The organism is Roseibium hamelinense, assembly GCF_007830545.1.
Classification (GTDB): Bacteria; Pseudomonadota; Alphaproteobacteria; order Rhizobiales; family Stappiaceae; genus Roseibium; species Roseibium hamelinense.
The window spans coordinates 187,388-202,340 of record NZ_VLLF01000004.1 but is presented as its reverse complement, the minus strand read 5'-3'; the positions used below and the strand labels follow the sequence as shown (position 1 = coordinate 202,340).

Here is a 14,953-nt window from a genome sequence, read left to right as displayed (position 1 = left end):
TTCGGTCTGTCAAAGCACGCGGCCTGTTTATGGGCAATCGGGGCGGCAGGATCCACCACCCTGACAGCAAAACGTTGACAGCAAGACGATGGGCCTCCAAGCGTTGGATCTGCTGTGTTCTGTCTTTCAAGGAACGCCACCGGACCGTCATGGGCCAGAGCTACACGGAGTTGTTCTTTCTCGACGAGGCAACGGCCCTTGCTTGCGGTCATCGGCCTTGTTTCGAGTGCCGGCGGGCCCAAGCGAACCAATTTGCCAGTGCTTTTTCTTCCGGGCAAAAGAAGCAAACCGTCCTCACCGCTGATGAGATGGACCTCGTTCTCCACCAAGAGCGCACTGCCCACGGATCCCTTTTTGAATATTCAGAAGCCCTACCTGACGGGACGCTTTTTTCCTCAAATGGCCGTTTCTACCTGGTAATTGGGAGCCAAGCACTGGAATGGTCGTTTTTTGGTTACAAACAAAGTATGCCCTTGAGCAGCTTCAATAAAAACATTCATGTTCTGACACCGCCTTCCATATGCGCAGCGTATCGGGACGGCTATACGGCTACAATCCATCCCAGCGCGAACCATCACAAAATCTGATTGATAGATCACGAACTATCGTTTGAATTGAACTTTAGCTGGAGCGAATGTGTGCACCTTGAAAATCGAAAAAGGCAAACGCAATGTCGGTTACTGCCGCGCTCCCCAGTTCCCCCAGGCCCGGCCTGACCACAACTGACTACACTCTTTATTCCATTACCGTTTTTGCCTGGGGCTTTAGCTGGATCGCAATGAAGTGGCAGGTCGGCTCCGTTCCGCCGGAAGTCTCTGTATTTTGGCGGTTTGTTCTAGCTGCGAGCGTCATGTTTGCCTGGAGCGCAGCAAAGGGCCACCGTCTCTTGTTCCCACCAAAGACCCATATTCGCTTTGCAGCCCTCGGGCTGTTTATTTTCTCGACTAATTTCACTCTGTTCTACTACGGTGCGCAATCGGTTCCATCTGGCCTTCTTGCCGTGTTTTTTTCGACAGCATCGATTTTCAACATGGTGCTCGGGTTTATTCTATTCCGGCAAAGTGTCTCGCGTACCGCCCTCCTTGCCGCATGCTTGGGATTTTGCGGCGTAGCGCTTATGTTTTGGCCGCAAATCAACGGAACATCGACCAGTGTAGAGGCTGCGATCGGCCTTGGATTGTGTGTCCTAGGAACGTTGTCCTTTTGCCTTGGCAACATGGTTTCAGCCTCAACCCAAAAAAAGGGTTTCGGAGTTGCCTCCGCCACCACTTGGGGGATGTTCTATGGCGCGGTTCTTTTGGGTCTGTTCGCTTGGCTGTCGGGCGACAGTTTTGCAGTCGATATGACACCAGCCTACCTCGGCGGCCTTGTCTATCTTGCGATTGTCGCTTCAGTGATCGCATTTGGCTCTTACCTAACACTGCTAGGCCGGATCGGATCTGACCGCGCAGGCTATGCAACAGTACTTTTTCCAGTCGTCGCTCTCAGCGTCTCGACACTCTTTGAAGGATATGTTTGGACGTTCCCAGCGCTGGTCGGCTTGGCTTTTGTCCTGTTTGGAAATGTTCTGATGCTTCGCCGCTAGGTGGCCTATTCCGCGGCAAGCTGAACACCGACATTGCCGATCGCGGCAACAATGTGGTTGCTTAACGCATCATGCATTGGATCGATGGCCGTATTTGAGCGCAACATTGTAATATCGCAGGTCGGAAGTGGCGGAAATCCGTCTTTCTCATCGAGAATTCGCATACCGTCACGAATGGCGCTTTCCGGAAATACGGTAATTGCCAACCCGGCCTGAACCGCTCCGACCAAAGCCGATGCACTCGCACTGACATATGCAATAGAATACCGGCGTCCCACACGGTCGAGAGCTTCCATGCACATGCGCCGCCAAGAGCAACTGACCGGACCCAGCGCAAGGCGCACAACCTCCATGGTATGTGCGCAATGGCTCGAAGATGTCACCCAATGCAAGGGCTCGCGACGAATTATTTCGCCCATCATGTCAGTCATGTCACCTGACGTAACAATGGCAACATCAATCTCATTATTCTTGATCTTCCCGACCAGCACGGAACTGGCCGCGCATTCGACATTGACCTCGATCGACGGGTTCAGACGATTAAAGGCGGCGAGCACCTCCGGAAGCAACCGGTCGGCATAATCGTCCGGAACGCCGAACGTCACTTGTCCCACTTCACCCCGGCCGTTGAAGGCAGACAGTGTTTCATCGTTCAAGGTGATCATTCGGCGCGCATATTCGACGAGCCGGATGCCATCCTCGGTCAAACGGGATTGGCGTCCATCCTTCGTGAATATCGGCTGGCCCACGCGTTCTTCCAGGCGGCGCATCTGCATGGACACCGCCGATTGCGTCTTGTGCACTGCTTCGCCTGCTTTTGTGAAGCTGCCGAGCTCCGCGATGGCGAGGAATGTTCTTAGTTGGTCGATATCCAATGCGTAGGACATTTTAAACTGCCATCAGGGAAGAAAGCGAAAAGACCGATACTGGTCGTATGACGTATGGTTCTACAACATGAAGCCGAAGGTAACAATTCCGCCATTTACAATCCAGAGTATATATTCAAGTTCCTCACTCTGCAGCTTGAGGAACCGATAGATTGTCAAGTGACGAAACAATATGTTCCACCAGCGCTTCCGTTACTCTTGCGTTTTGGCGCCATGATCTGAGAACACCGATTTCACAATCGGGCAATTTCGGAAACCCGTCCGATTCGCATAAAACGCGCATCCCCGGCCGTAATGCTGATTCAGGCAAAACGGATACGGCGAGGCCAGATAGGACAGCCGCTGCAACGGCGGTCGAATTCCAGCTTGAATAAAGCAGCCGCGTTTCGCGCTCCATAGAGGACAAGGCTTGCATCGCCGCTTTGCGCCAGTCGCAGGTTGCCCGCCCCAAAGCCAGCGGCAAAGGCGTATCATTTTCTGTCGCGTGACGCGCGGAAGCGACCCAAAGCAGAGGCTCCCGCCGGATGATTTCCGGCAACTGCCGCCCCTTCTTCCAAACGTGCGTGACAATCGCCACGTCCAGCTCATCCTGCTTCACCAGCTCGAAGAGGTTGGGGGTTGGCGCACACACAACGCTCACCTCTGCCTTCGGGTTCGACCTGGAAAAACGCGCGAGGATTTCCGGCAAAAAACGGTCTGCATAGTCATCCGGCGTTCCTAAGCGCACAAATCCGGACACTTCGGTCTCATCAAATGCGGCAAGGGTTTCATCATTGAGCTGCACAAGCCGGCGCGCGTAATGCAGCAGCTTTTCTCCGTGTTCGCTAAGTCTGGAGACCCGGCCATCGCGGACGAAGATTTGACGCCCGATGCGCTCTTCCAATCGGCGCATCTGCATTGAGACCGCAGATTGCGTCTTATGAACCACCTCGGCAGCCTTGGTGAAGCTACCGCTCTCGGCAATGGCGACAAAGGTGCGAAGTTGGTCGAGATCTAGCATGAGTGCCTTTCATCAATAATGTCGATCAATATCATTAAAAGCATTCGTTTGTGCAATCTATTTTACTCTCCTACGTTTTGCACAAGCGGTTGAGCCTTTTTTACCCTCAACCTACTCAGGAGAACCACAATGAACTGGCTTTTTGAACTACACGTCTTTGCCTGCGAGACTGGGCAGGCTCTGAAACATTGGAGCACCGAACGCAAAGCACAGAAGGATTTGCTGCGCCTGGCAAGTCGAGAATTGGCAGACATTGGTGTTTCACGGTCAAGTATTGAGCATTCGGTGAAGAACGGGCGCTCACAAGGAGCAGCCTGGCATCAGACAGCTTGCAAAACACAGGCTGTCACCAGAAAGCCCACTCAATTGAAAAAGCAGGCCGTATGTGTCGGTTGCACAGCAAAATTCGGCCACGCCGCGTAACTTCACAACAATAGATCAATCACATCAAGAACATTCGTTGGAATAATACAACCGTCTGCAGCATATTTAAGACGTCCCGACCAATCGGCAGACAAACATGCGGTGTCCGCAATTTCTTTGCCGGCTCAATGGAGGCTTACGCCATGTCACATGTAACCTTTTTCGCAAGCATTTCAGCGCTCTCCGAAGCTCTGACACGCGTGACCCGCATTGTGAAAAACCGCCGCCAGGTGACACGCCTCACAGAGCTGAGCGATGATCAGTTATGCGATATCGGATTGAAACGCGCTGATGTTCACCACGCGTTGCGTCTGCCGCTTTGGAGCAATACGGCAGCAGTCCTGAACGGCTGGGCCGATGAACGGCGGCTGGCAACCCCGCCTTCCGGGTTTTTTCATACGCCTGTTAACGGCGAGGAGCGCGCAAAACCGCATCAGTTCAAGTACACACCTGCACGCGCAGCTTAGCAGATAACGCATCTAACCGCAGCCCCGTCAGCAGCCTCGCTGACAACACTTGGCCCGTCGCCCCCGGCGGGCCTTTTTTATTTGGATGACTTCAAATCTTCAGCTGTTTTGGCAAAAAACTCATCGAAAGCTTCAAATTGTGACGCCTGAATTGAACGGCCTGCCGTCATCCAGTCGGCTAAGAAGGTATCGAGATCACTTTTCTGGTCAGGTGTGCCGGGCTCTGGCGCTTGCTCTTCAAGCTCGAACTCCTCTTTGTCCTCCGCGATTCCTATCTCGGTGGTTTCGGGATTTGCCGTGACCATGGGTTGAAGGAAGCCTTGCCAAAAGGACTGCACGGCCTGCCCATACTGCATGACAAAATCAGAAGGATGTGGTGTTGGCTTGGGACGCCCCCGGGCGAAGCCTCGCATGAAGGCGTCTAGCATCTCCTGCCCCTGACCGGGCAAGTAGGGCCGCGTCAGCTTGGCCATTGCAAGCGCCGCGGCGATGGGCATGACTTCTTTGATGGCGTCCTGCTGCAGTCCAGTTATTCCTGAAATGCGCTCGGCAACTGCGGACCGAATTGGTTCCGGACCGAAGAATATCATTAATCCGTCAGTGTTGTTGTTGCCGATTGCAGAAAAGATAGTCGGAACCGCCGCGTTGCTCTGCAGCCCGGGCATCATGCCTGCAAACGGATTCTTATTCGTATTGCTGAAGAAATCGAAGCCAGATTGAGCCGCCGGAAGCAGCTGTTGCATCGCGGCTTGCATGTCTTTGGACTGCCAGCCGAACCGCGAGTTCATATCTTCGGCGATTGCAGCAAGATTGAACGGAAACGAGCTGCTTTGTAATTCAGACATGTGCCCTGCCGGTATGCGTTGCGCTAGGCTGATGATCGGCTGTCAAAGCTGCGACGTCAACTCACGGCAGATTGCCCGAAACGCATCAATAGGCATAGTCCCTGTAAAGATTGGCCAAATCACCGTTCCATGCGCCTTCATAGCGTTTCAACAAAACGTCAGCCGGTGACAAGCCGGCTGCCAAACTTTCCTCTAGCGGCGCAAGGTGAACACGTTCATCAAGATCGCCGTCGCTCATGATTGCCCGGCGTTTCAGGCCTTCCTGGGAGAGTTTGAGCATTTCTTTGGCAATGTCCAGGACGGTGCCTGACCGAAACGGCGTTTGCAGTGCATCCTTTGGCACCCTGGCCCGAAGGGCGGCCCGCTCGTCCTGTGTCCAGTCCTTTACGAGCTCCCACGCCGCATCAAGAACATCCTGATTGTAAAGCAGGCCGACCCAAAGGGCTGGCAACGCGCAAATACGCCGCCATGGCCCGCCGTCGGCACCGCGCATCTCAATAAATTTCTTCAGCCGGACATCGGGAAACAACGTCGACAGATGATTGTCCCAATCCCCTACCGTTGGCTCGGGGCTTTCAATCCGGCCCCTGAGGCCGCCGTTCATAAATTCACGGAACGTGGTGCCGGTTACATCGTGGTAGGTGGTGCCGCGTTTCACGAAATACATAGGCACATCAATTGCCCACTCGACATAGCGCTCAAACCCAAACCCCTCGTCAAAAACAAAAGGAATGTCGCCGGTGCGATCTCTGTCGGTATCAGTCCAGATTTGTGCACGGAACGATTTGAACCCGTTCGGCTTTCCATCAGTAAAAGGTGAATTGGCAAACATGGCGGTCGCGATTGGCTGCAGCGCGAGCCCGACACGCATTTTTTTGACCATGTCAGCTTCAGAAGAAAAATCGAGGTTCACCTGAATGGTCGACGTCCGGTACATCATGTCAAGGCCGAGTGAGCCAACCTTCGGCATGTAGTTGGTCATGATTTCGTAGCGGGACTTAGGCATCACCGGTATGTCTTTGCGCTGCCAATCCGGAGTCATTCCAATCCCGAGAAACCCGATTTTCAACGGCTCCGCAACCTGTCGGACTTGCGCCAGATGTGAGTTCGCCTCACGGCAGGTCTGGTGCAAGCTTTCGAGCGGCGCACCCGATAACTCGAACTGTCCGCCCGGCTCAATGGAGATGGCTCCGCCGCCCGTTGGATCGGCAAGACCGATGATTTTGCCCGCATCTTCGATCCGCTCCCACTTCAAGAGCTGCTCCATGCCGGTGAGCACGGCTTCCACCCCCGAAGCGCCTTCATAGCTGATAGGGCTTAGATCATCTGTATGAAACCCGAATTTTTCGTGCTCTGTGCCAATCCGAAAATCGGACTCTGGTTTGCAGCCTTCCGCGAGCGTTTCGGCCAACGCGGCGATAGTGTCTACCGGTCTTGCATCTACCGTGTCGCGCGCCATGCAAACCTTCCCTCAAGCTCTTTCGAAGCGTCCAAACCATACGGATAGGAACGTCGGCTGCATTTAGGCCCGAACGGTCCAAAAAGCAAGCAACGTTCCGCCTGCCGATGTGCTCAACGCGTCCAATCGCCCAACGTGGTTTGGATGATGGCCAAAGCCGCGACAGCCGCCGTATCAGCCCGCAAAATTCTAGGCCCAAGCGGGATAGGTACGACAAAGGCCTGGGACCGCAGCAAAGACCTTTCTTCTTCGGAAAAGCCTCCTTCCGGACCGATCAAAAGAGCGAGAGGTCTCACGTCCTGCTCTGCCAATGACGCCAGCGCAGGCAATGGATTGTGTGTCTCCTCCCCCTCATCGCAAAACAACAAGCGCCGACCTGGATGATCGGCCGCCCACGCACCGATCACGTCCTTCAGGTTCTTCATCCGGGTCACATCAGGCACAGACAGCACACCGCACTGCTCGGCAGCCTCGATCACATTTGCTTCCATGCGCTCAAGATTGACTCTCGAAATCTGTGTATGCTGCGTCATCACCGGTGCGATGGTGCCAGCTCCCATCTCCACAGCTTTTTGGACCATATAGTCCTGCCGCGCCTGTTTGAGCGGCGCGAAGAGATAGTGAAGGTCATTTTTTGCGGTTTGCGGGCGAGTCTGGCGTTCCAGTATCATAGTGCAGGCCTTTCGGCCGGTCGCCTCAATCGCGGCGAGCCACTCCCCGTCTTCGCCATTGAAAACAAGGACACGGTCCCCGGTCTTCAATCGCAAGACGTTCAACAAATAGTTTGCTTGGCTGCGATCCGCCTCGACCCGGGCATCTGCGGCCAGGACATGACGCAGAAACAGTCTTTGCAATTTGAATTCATATTTAGCCATGACCGGCAAAATGCATATTGCGCCGCGCGGTTTCAACGCCCCTTTTTAAAATTGCTTTGGCCAAATGCCAACTTCCGCGTCCTGCATCGCTTAAGGGTGCTAGCGGCACACTGACCGCTTGACCAGCTGCCCCTGCGGCGGCACCTTCCGTTTGAAATTGAAGGGAATCATCCGTGTCCGAAGCTAAGTCGAACGTCGCCGAATTCTCGGTCTCCGAGATCTCGTTTTCCATCAAGAAAACTATGGAAGACACATTCGGATATGTGCGCGTCCGCGGCGAACTCGGTCGGATTTCCCGGCCCGGGTCCGGACATATATATTTGGACCTAAAAGACGACCGCGCGGTGCTATCCGGTGTCATCTGGCGCGGTGTTGCATCCAAGCTGAAGATCCAGCCCGAACAGGGTCTTGAGGTCATCGCAACTGGTAAGATCACCACATTTCCAGGGCAATCCAAATACCAGATGGTGATTGACGCGCTGGAGCCGGCTGGTGCCGGCGCGCTGATGGCGCTTCTGGAGGAGCGCAAGAAGAAGCTGACCGCTGAAGGCCTTTTTGCTTCGGGGCGGAAAAAAAGCCTTCCCGGCCTGCCCCGCGTGATCGGCGTTGTCACCTCACCGACTGGGGCAGTCATCCGCGATATTCTGCATCGGATCTCGGACCGGTTTCCACTCCATATGCTGGTTTGGCCGGTTCGCGTTCAAGGGGAAACCTCCGGCGCCGAGGTCGCCAACGGGATCCGCGGCTTCAACGCATTGCCGCAAGACGGCCCAATCGCGCGCCCGGATTTGCTGATCGTGGCCCGCGGCGGCGGCAGCATCGAAGACCTTTGGGGGTTCAATGAAGAAGCGGTGGTGCGTGCTGCCGCCGACAGCGATATTCCTTTGATTTCAGCCGTCGGCCACGAAACGGACTGGACTTTGATTGACCTTGCTGCCGATGTCCGCGCACCGACGCCTACTGGGGCGGCCGAAATCGCGGTGCCGGTCAAGGCCGATTTGATGGGTATGACAGACGATCTGTCCCGAAGGCTGTTGTCCGGTCTCAATCGACTGGTGTCCAACCGGCGGACGGAATTGCGCGCAGCAGGTGCAGCCCTGCCCGCCTTGCGGGATCTTCTGGCGCTGCCGCAACAACGGTTTGACACGGCGGCCAACGGGCTCGAGCGCGGTTTGATTGTCAACACAAGGCACCACCGCACGGCCTATCAAAATGCGGCAGCCCGGCATGCGCCATATCTGCTGACACGAATGACCAGGCAGGCCAAGGAAAGGCTTCTTCAGGAGGCGGATCGCCAAAACCGCGCGCTGCGCACAACAATCAGCCAAAAACGCCAGGGTCTCGACGCTGTTGCCGCGCGGCTGACACCGTCGCGCCTGTCCCAGCAGATGTTGGTCAACACGGAGCGTCTGGGCGGCCTGTCCGACCGACTGGTCCGGGCCCTTGACGGTCGGATCTCCCGCGAAAGGGATCGTCTGCAAGCCGTCGGCGGCCTATTACAATCGCTCTCCTACAAGGATGTGCTCGCGCGGGGCTATGCCGTGGTGCGGGATGACAAGGGGCAACCGATCCAGTCAACCGAAGACGTTTCGTCCGGCATGGCGTTGTCGATTGAGGTTTCGGATGGATCATTCGGAGCCGTTGCAGCCGGCATCCCTCCGGGAAAATCTCATCCGAAATCGAAAACGAAAAAAGCCACCTCACAGCCATCCAAACCGGAAGGCCAAGGTTCACTTTTCTGAAATCCCCTTCAGGCGCGTCACAGACCGAAAAAGGCTCCGCTGTTTCTGCAGGGCCTTTTCTTGTTAGCTATCCCATAAGCTCTGGAAGGAAAGTGATGATTGACGGGAAAGCCAGCAAGCCCGCAATCGTCAGAACGTCCGCAATAAAGAACGGGATACAGCCGCGGAACACTTCCTGCACCGGAATGTCGGGACGCACACCACTCACGACAAAGCAATTGAGACCGATCGGCGGTGTGATCAGGCACAGCTCGGCCATTTTAACCACCAGAATGCCGAACCAGATCGCGCAAGCCTCACCCGACATGCCGAACGCACTGTCAGCAGCCGAAACCGTTTCGCCGCCATTTAGCGCCATCACCGCGGGATAGACCACTGGCAGTGTGAGGATCAGCATACCGATCGCATCCATAAACATGCCAAGCACAGCATAGGCAAGCAGGATGACAATCAGGATCAACCAGGGTGACATTTCAAGGCTGACAATGAACTGTTCAAACGCCTCCGGCAGACCGGCAAAACCGAGGAACCGGACATAGACCAACACGCCCCAGATCAGCGTAAAGATCATTACGGTCAGTTTCGCAGTCTCATGGAGCGCTTGTCCCAGCTGCTTAAACTTCATGCCATTGATCAGCGCGACACACAGCACCACAAAAGCGCCAAGCGACCCAGCTTCGGTGGGTGTCGCCAGCCCGAAGAAGAACGAACAGAAAATAATGCCGACAACGGCGATGATTGGCAGGGTTCCGGGAACCGAGGCAATCCGTTCGCCCCAGGTGTATTTGCGGGTCGGCGGCGCGTCGCCGCGCCAGACGGAAATCGCCACGATGATCCCAACATAAACCAACGCCGAGAAAACGCCGGGCAAAAAGCCTGCGATCAGCAGTTTGCCAACAGACTGCTCGACCAGGATTGCGTAAATCACAAGAATTGCTGAAGGCGGGATGAGCGATGCCAAGGTGCCGCCAGCGGCGACGACCGCTGCAGACAGGCGTTTTGAATAACCGGCCTCCAGCATTTCGGGAATCGCAACCCGGGCAAACACTGCTGCCGTCGCAACCGAAGCGCCCGACACAGCGGCAAAGCCAGCGGTTGAAAACACTGTTCCGACCGCCATTCCACCGGGCAGCCAGCCGAGCCAGCGCTTCGCCGCTTCAAAAAGCTGCTTGGTAAACCCGGCATAGAAAGCCAGAAACCCAATCAGAATGAATGTCGGCAGCACCGAGAGCGCATAGGTGACCGATTTAGAGTGCGGGATTGTTCCAGCCATTTTGATGGCGGTGAAAAAACCCCGTTCAAATCCCTGCATCAGGGAAAAATGGAGGATCAATCCAACCATACCGGTAAAAGCTGCGGCAAACGCGACGCGCACTCCGATCACGACAAGCACGAGCAAAACGCCCGTCATCATCAAACCAACATCAAACGGGGTCATTTTCTGCCTCCCGCGTTTGTGTCAGAACCCATTGTTTCTTCGATTTCATGTTGGGCGTGCTCGCTGGCGTCTTGAACCACGGGCACATCGACCGGCTCACGATCGGGGTTTGCAACCAGGCGCGCATAGCCGTAGATCTGTAGCAACAAACGCATCAATAAAAGACTGAGCGCAACGGGAACAATCAGCTTGGACGGCCAAGTTGGCAGCCCGATATCCATAGTGCTGTCTCCAAAGGTCCAGGATCTTTGAAAGTGATACCAAGACCCCCAAACAAGCAGAGCGACAACCGACGCAATAATAATGACGCCAATCATTTCGGATAGCCAAAACACCCGACCTTTTAGCGCGCCGATCACGATTTCCATCCGGATATGGCCACCGACACGCTGGCAATAAGCAACGCCGGCGAACGCAAAAATTGCCATGACCTGCTCGGTGATATCTATGAAACCGGGAATCGGTGTGTTGAAAAACAGACGTCCGAGGATTTGCACCACTGCCAGCAGCATCAATGCGAGGATGGAAACAGCGGCCATCATGTTAAAAGCGTTTTCGACATGGCCCAGCGCACCGCTGAATTTGATGTAGGTCTCAGGACGGTCCGGATCCGGTGCGCCCTTGCTACCAGTTGCAATCATTGTTTTACAGCCCCGAATGAAACCACCCCGGCGTGACGCACGCCGGGGGGCAAAAAGTGTTCAAGCAGGCTCTAAATCAGCCGTTGATAGTCGAATTCACCAGATCAAGAAGCTCTTGCGCCGGAAGGCCGGCACCAGACTGCTCCTCCAGCCAAGCTTCCCAGATCGGGCCCGCCTTTTCCCGGAAAGAGGCGAGCTCTTCTTCCGAGAATTCAACCTGTGTGATGCCATTTTCTTCCAAAGCCGGCCACCACTTGTCGTAGAGCGCGTTGTAGTTGGCCAGATAGTGGTCCAAAGCCGGTTGCACCGACGCATCGAGAGCAGCTTTGTTCTCGTCCGACAGAGCTGCATAGGCGTCCATGTTTACAACGACCGGGCAATGAACTGTGCCCGGATTGAGATTGGCCGTCCACCAGTTGGCGGCTTCAATCGTATTGAATGCCATATGCGCATGCGGAGCAAAGCCTGCGGCTTGAACAGTGCCCGAGTCGATCGCCTGATAGGTTTCAGATGCGGTCACCGATGTCGGCACAGCACCAACGGCTTCCATCATTTGACCCAAGCCGCCCAGCGCGCGAACGCGCATGCCGTCAAAATCGGAAATCGATGTCGGCACATCGCCCTTGCCTGCGAAATTGTACTGCGGCATTGGCGACGGCATCAACAGCTTGGCATTCCAGCGTGCCAGATCTTTTTGCACTGCCGGATGATCGTAGAGCGCCATCGACACCTTTACTTCTGTCTCAAGGTCGGAAACGCCGAGGAACGGAAGCTCAAGAACCGTAAGGGATGGATTTTTGTCGGCATGGTACGACGCGCAGAACTGAGCCATCTCAAAAGCACCAAAAGAAATGCCGTCAAGATTTTCACGGGACTTGGAAAGGGCTTCACCATAATTCAGCTTGATTTCGAAAGCACCGTCTGTGCGCGCTGAAACCTCTTCCGCCAGCTTTTCAACATGCTCGGTGAAAGCACGCTGCTTACCCCATAGCGAGACGTTCCAGGTGACGTCAGCAGCAAAGGCAGGGCAGGCAAACGTTAGACCAAGCACGGCTGCCGATGCTGCGGTTGCGGATTTAAAAGTAAACATTTCGATCCTCCCAGATCTTCTGTCTTGTGGTTCTACGCTTTCACGGTCCGCTCGGGACATACGCAAAAACGCTGAGTGACCAGATCCGAACATGCCGCGGTCCAACCCGTTGATGCAACACTATTTGTTAGATTCTGACGCGATTGCCCGAAATCCGTGCAGGTTTTGTACCGCAGAGCTTAGAAACAAATTTCTCAAAAACCGGGCATACCGGGACAATGTCACCTCCAGAAAGACACTTGAATGCTGATAAAAACTTGTATTCCGGATTTTTTTTGTAATGTACGTGGGAATTGAGGGGACTGAATGTCCCATTCGTCTCCGCCAGAGTATCAGGATCAAAATATGGATTTCTTTCCAACAGGGGAACATCAACTCATTGCCGACACGGCACTGCGTCTGTCTGCTGATTTGCTGGAACCGAATGCCGATGCCCTGGACCAGGGCGGCGGACGGGAAGTGATGCTCAAGAATCTCAAGACACTTGCAGAAAATGGCTTCATGGGTCTGAACGTTTCTGCTGACTATGGGGGAACGGAAGCGGGCACGGTGAGCTTCGCTCTCGCGATCGAAGCCCTTTCCGGCGGATGCGCTGCCACAACAGTGACAGTCTCCGTAACAAATATGGTTGGTGAGGTGATACAGGCCGTCGGCTCTAAAGATCAGAAAGCCTACTATTTGCCAAAGTTAACCGATGGGACATACCCGGCTGGCGCATTTTGCCTTACAGAAGCAAGCGCCGGATCCGATCCATCTGCGATGAAAACCCGAGCAGTCAAGGACGGCAATCACTACGTTCTGAACGGCACAAAGCTCTATATTTCATCCGCGGAATATGCCGGTGTTTTCGTGGTTTGGGCGGTTACCGATCCGGACGCGCCGAAAGGTAAAGGCATCTCTTGCTTTTTGGTGGAGGCAGGCACACCCGGTTTGATCATCGGCAAGGCAGAAAAGAAAATGGGGCAAACCGGCTCGGCAACAAACGAAGTTGTCTTCGACGGTTGCCGCGTCCCCGCAACAGCGATGATGGGCGCCGAAAATGACGGCTTTCGTGTTGCTGTCGGCGAGTTGTCCGGCGGCCGAATCGGCGTCGCATCGCTTGCCCTCGGCATTGCTCGCAAAGCAATGCACACCGCCAAGACCTACATTAAAGAACGCGAACAGTTTGGGCGCCCGCTTGCCGACATGCAAGGTATCCAGTGGATGATTGCCGACCGGGAGACCGAGCTGGAGGCAGCCCGTCTGCTCATTCTTCAAGCCGCAGCACTTAAGGACGCAGGCAAACCGTTTTCCAAAGAAGCCTCAATGGCTAAACTATTCGCATCCGAAGCCGCCCAGAAGGCGACCTACACCGCCCTTCAGCTGCACGGCGGAGCCGGTTACATAAAGGATTATCCGCTTGAGCGGTACGCCCGTGATGCGCGGATCACGACAATTTATGAAGGTACCTCCGAGATCCAGAGGCTGATCATCGCTCGGGAGACCCTGAAAGCGCTCTGACCTCCCTCACCCGCTCAGCGCCAGGATCGGGAGTTTTCACATTGTGCTTCCGCAGCAATGTCAGATTGACTACGGTCAAAGCCAACACTGCACACCGGGCATAGGTTTCAAGCGCGGGCGGAAATCGCGGGCCAGATTTTTGGCTCTGACAGGAGGTAAGGCTATGCCATTCAAGGATATTTTGACAATTGTAGATCTGGCCGGCTCTCAGGCAGGCGCGAAATATGCGCTGGAGCTCGGCAGACAATTCGATGCCCATGTCACCGGTCTGGCGATCGCGTTTGAACCCGTTGTGCCAGCTTTTGCGGCGGCGCCGATGCCGGTGGATTACCTTGAAGCAGCCCACGAACAGGCAATGGGGGCAGCCAAAGAGGCTCAGAAACAGTTCGATGAACTTGCCCGGCTGTCGGGTACGAAGATTGAAAGCCGCATTGCCGAGGTCCTGACTGGCGGCCCTCTTGAGGGCGTCATGCAGCATTGCAGACCAACCGATCTTGTCGTAATCGGCCAGGCCAATCCGGACACTCCGGAGCCGATGCGCGAACTCCTCATTGAAACAGTCCTTTTCGAGAGTGGCGTTCCTGTTCTGCTGGTGCCCTATATCGGTGTGAAAACCTACCAGCCGGAGCATGTTCTTGTCGGGTGGGACGGAAGCTCAACGGCTACACGGGCCATTCATGCGGCGCTGCCAGTGCTGGAAAAGGCCAAAAAGGTGACCGTCCTCGTCATCCAGAAGAGCGACCCCCATCACGGCCAGCCCGGTGCAGACATTGCGACTTATCTGGCCCGGCACAACATGGATGTAACAATCGACGTGATTACAAACCCACAGACCGGTGTTGCTGACACTGTGCTGAACTATGTGTCTGACAACGGCAATGATCTTGTCGTGATGGGCGGGTACGGTCATAGCAGGATGCGCGAGTTTTTGTTTGGCGGCGCGACCCGGGAAATTTTGGGGGCGATGACAGTTCCCGTTTTGATGGCTCACTAAAACACCG

14 protein-coding genes are annotated in these 14,953 nt (G+C 55.1%); 6 read left to right on the top strand and 8 right to left on the bottom strand.

Annotation, left to right across the window (positions count from 1 at the left end; all coding sequences use genetic code 11):
• Positions 1 to 670 precede the first annotated feature (670 nt).
• Positions 671 to 1,585 (top strand): DMT family transporter, encoded by a 915-nt coding sequence (locus JM93_RS10220; RefSeq protein ID WP_145342958.1) that lies wholly within the window; start codon positions 671 to 673, stop codon positions 1,583 to 1,585.
• Between the two features lie 5 nt (positions 1,586 to 1,590).
• On the opposite strand, the gene JM93_RS10215 is transcribed toward JM93_RS10220, so the two are convergent.
• Together JM93_RS10215 and JM93_RS10210 are read right to left on the bottom strand one after the other, a co-directional pair.
• Positions 1,591 to 2,472, bottom strand: coding sequence for a LysR substrate-binding domain-containing protein (locus JM93_RS10215; RefSeq protein WP_145342956.1), 882 nt, complete (start codon positions 2,470 to 2,472; stop codon positions 1,591 to 1,593).
• A 124-nt stretch (positions 2,473 to 2,596) separates the two neighbouring features.
• Entirely contained in the window at positions 2,597 to 3,472 is an 876-nt protein-coding gene (locus tag JM93_RS10210) for a LysR substrate-binding domain-containing protein (protein ID WP_145342954.1), read from the bottom strand.
• Positions 3,473 to 3,601: 129 nt separating this feature from the next.
• Here JM93_RS10210 and JM93_RS10205 point away from each other — a divergent pair, with 129 nt between their 5' ends.
• Both JM93_RS10205 and JM93_RS10200 read left to right on the top strand, forming a co-directional pair.
• Entirely contained in the window at positions 3,602 to 3,895 is a 294-nt protein-coding gene (locus tag JM93_RS10205) for a DUF1127 domain-containing protein (RefSeq protein WP_145342952.1), read from the top strand.
• A gap of 143 nt (positions 3,896 to 4,038) precedes the next feature.
• Positions 4,039 to 4,362, top strand: a complete 324-nt coding sequence (locus JM93_RS10200; RefSeq protein ID WP_244300803.1) for a DUF1127 domain-containing protein — start codon at positions 4,039 to 4,041, stop codon at positions 4,360 to 4,362.
• 77 nt (positions 4,363 to 4,439) lie between these two features.
• Here JM93_RS10200 and JM93_RS10195 read toward each other — a convergent pair whose 3' ends face one another.
• The 3 genes from JM93_RS10195 to JM93_RS10185 form a co-directional block, all read right to left on the bottom strand.
• Positions 4,440 to 5,207 carry a hypothetical protein gene (locus JM93_RS10195; RefSeq protein ID WP_145342947.1) on the bottom strand — a complete coding sequence of 256 codons (768 nt, stop codon included), beginning with the start codon at positions 5,205 to 5,207 and terminating at the stop codon, positions 4,440 to 4,442.
• Between the two features lie 85 nt (positions 5,208 to 5,292).
• On the bottom strand, positions 5,293 to 6,666 hold the full coding sequence (locus tag JM93_RS10190) for a glutamate--cysteine ligase (protein ID WP_145342945.1): 1,374 nt from the start codon (positions 6,664 to 6,666) through the stop codon (positions 5,293 to 5,295).
• 113 nt (positions 6,667 to 6,779) lie between these two features.
• Positions 6,780 to 7,541 (bottom strand): 16S rRNA (uracil(1498)-N(3))-methyltransferase, encoded by a 762-nt coding sequence (locus JM93_RS10185; RefSeq protein WP_145342943.1) that lies wholly within the window; start codon positions 7,539 to 7,541, stop codon positions 6,780 to 6,782.
• A 173-nt stretch (positions 7,542 to 7,714) separates the two neighbouring features.
• Between JM93_RS10185 and xseA the strand changes: the two genes are divergently transcribed.
• Positions 7,715 to 9,283 (top strand): exodeoxyribonuclease VII large subunit, encoded by a 1,569-nt coding sequence (xseA, locus tag JM93_RS10180; RefSeq protein WP_145342941.1) that lies wholly within the window; start codon positions 7,715 to 7,717, stop codon positions 9,281 to 9,283.
• Positions 9,284 to 9,350: 67 nt separating this feature from the next.
• Here xseA and JM93_RS10175 read toward each other — a convergent pair whose 3' ends face one another.
• From JM93_RS10175 to JM93_RS10165, 3 genes are all read right to left on the bottom strand, one after another.
• On the bottom strand, positions 9,351 to 10,721 hold the full coding sequence (locus tag JM93_RS10175) for a TRAP transporter large permease (protein WP_145342939.1): 1,371 nt from the start codon (positions 10,719 to 10,721) through the stop codon (positions 9,351 to 9,353).
• Positions 10,718 to 11,362 carry a TRAP transporter small permease subunit gene (locus JM93_RS10170; RefSeq protein ID WP_145342937.1) on the bottom strand — a complete coding sequence of 215 codons (645 nt, stop codon included), beginning with the start codon at positions 11,360 to 11,362 and terminating at the stop codon, positions 10,718 to 10,720. Before JM93_RS10170 ends, JM93_RS10175 begins: the two co-directional genes overlap by 4 nt.
• A gap of 76 nt (positions 11,363 to 11,438) precedes the next feature.
• Positions 11,439 to 12,452, bottom strand: coding sequence for a C4-dicarboxylate TRAP transporter substrate-binding protein (locus JM93_RS10165; protein WP_145342935.1), 1,014 nt, complete (start codon positions 12,450 to 12,452; stop codon positions 11,439 to 11,441).
• Positions 12,453 to 12,758: 306 nt separating this feature from the next.
• Here JM93_RS10165 and JM93_RS10160 point away from each other — a divergent pair, with 306 nt between their 5' ends.
• Both JM93_RS10160 and JM93_RS10155 read left to right on the top strand, forming a co-directional pair.
• The gene (locus tag JM93_RS10160) at positions 12,759 to 13,952 is read left to right on the top strand and encodes an acyl-CoA dehydrogenase family protein (RefSeq protein ID WP_244300802.1); all 1,194 of its coding nucleotides are present in this window, start codon (positions 12,759 to 12,761) and stop codon (positions 13,950 to 13,952) included.
• Between the two features lie 163 nt (positions 13,953 to 14,115).
• A complete protein-coding gene (locus JM93_RS10155; RefSeq protein ID WP_145342933.1) occupies positions 14,116 to 14,946 on the top strand; it encodes a universal stress protein in 831 nt (276 codons plus the stop codon).
• Positions 14,947 to 14,953 lie beyond the last annotated feature (7 nt).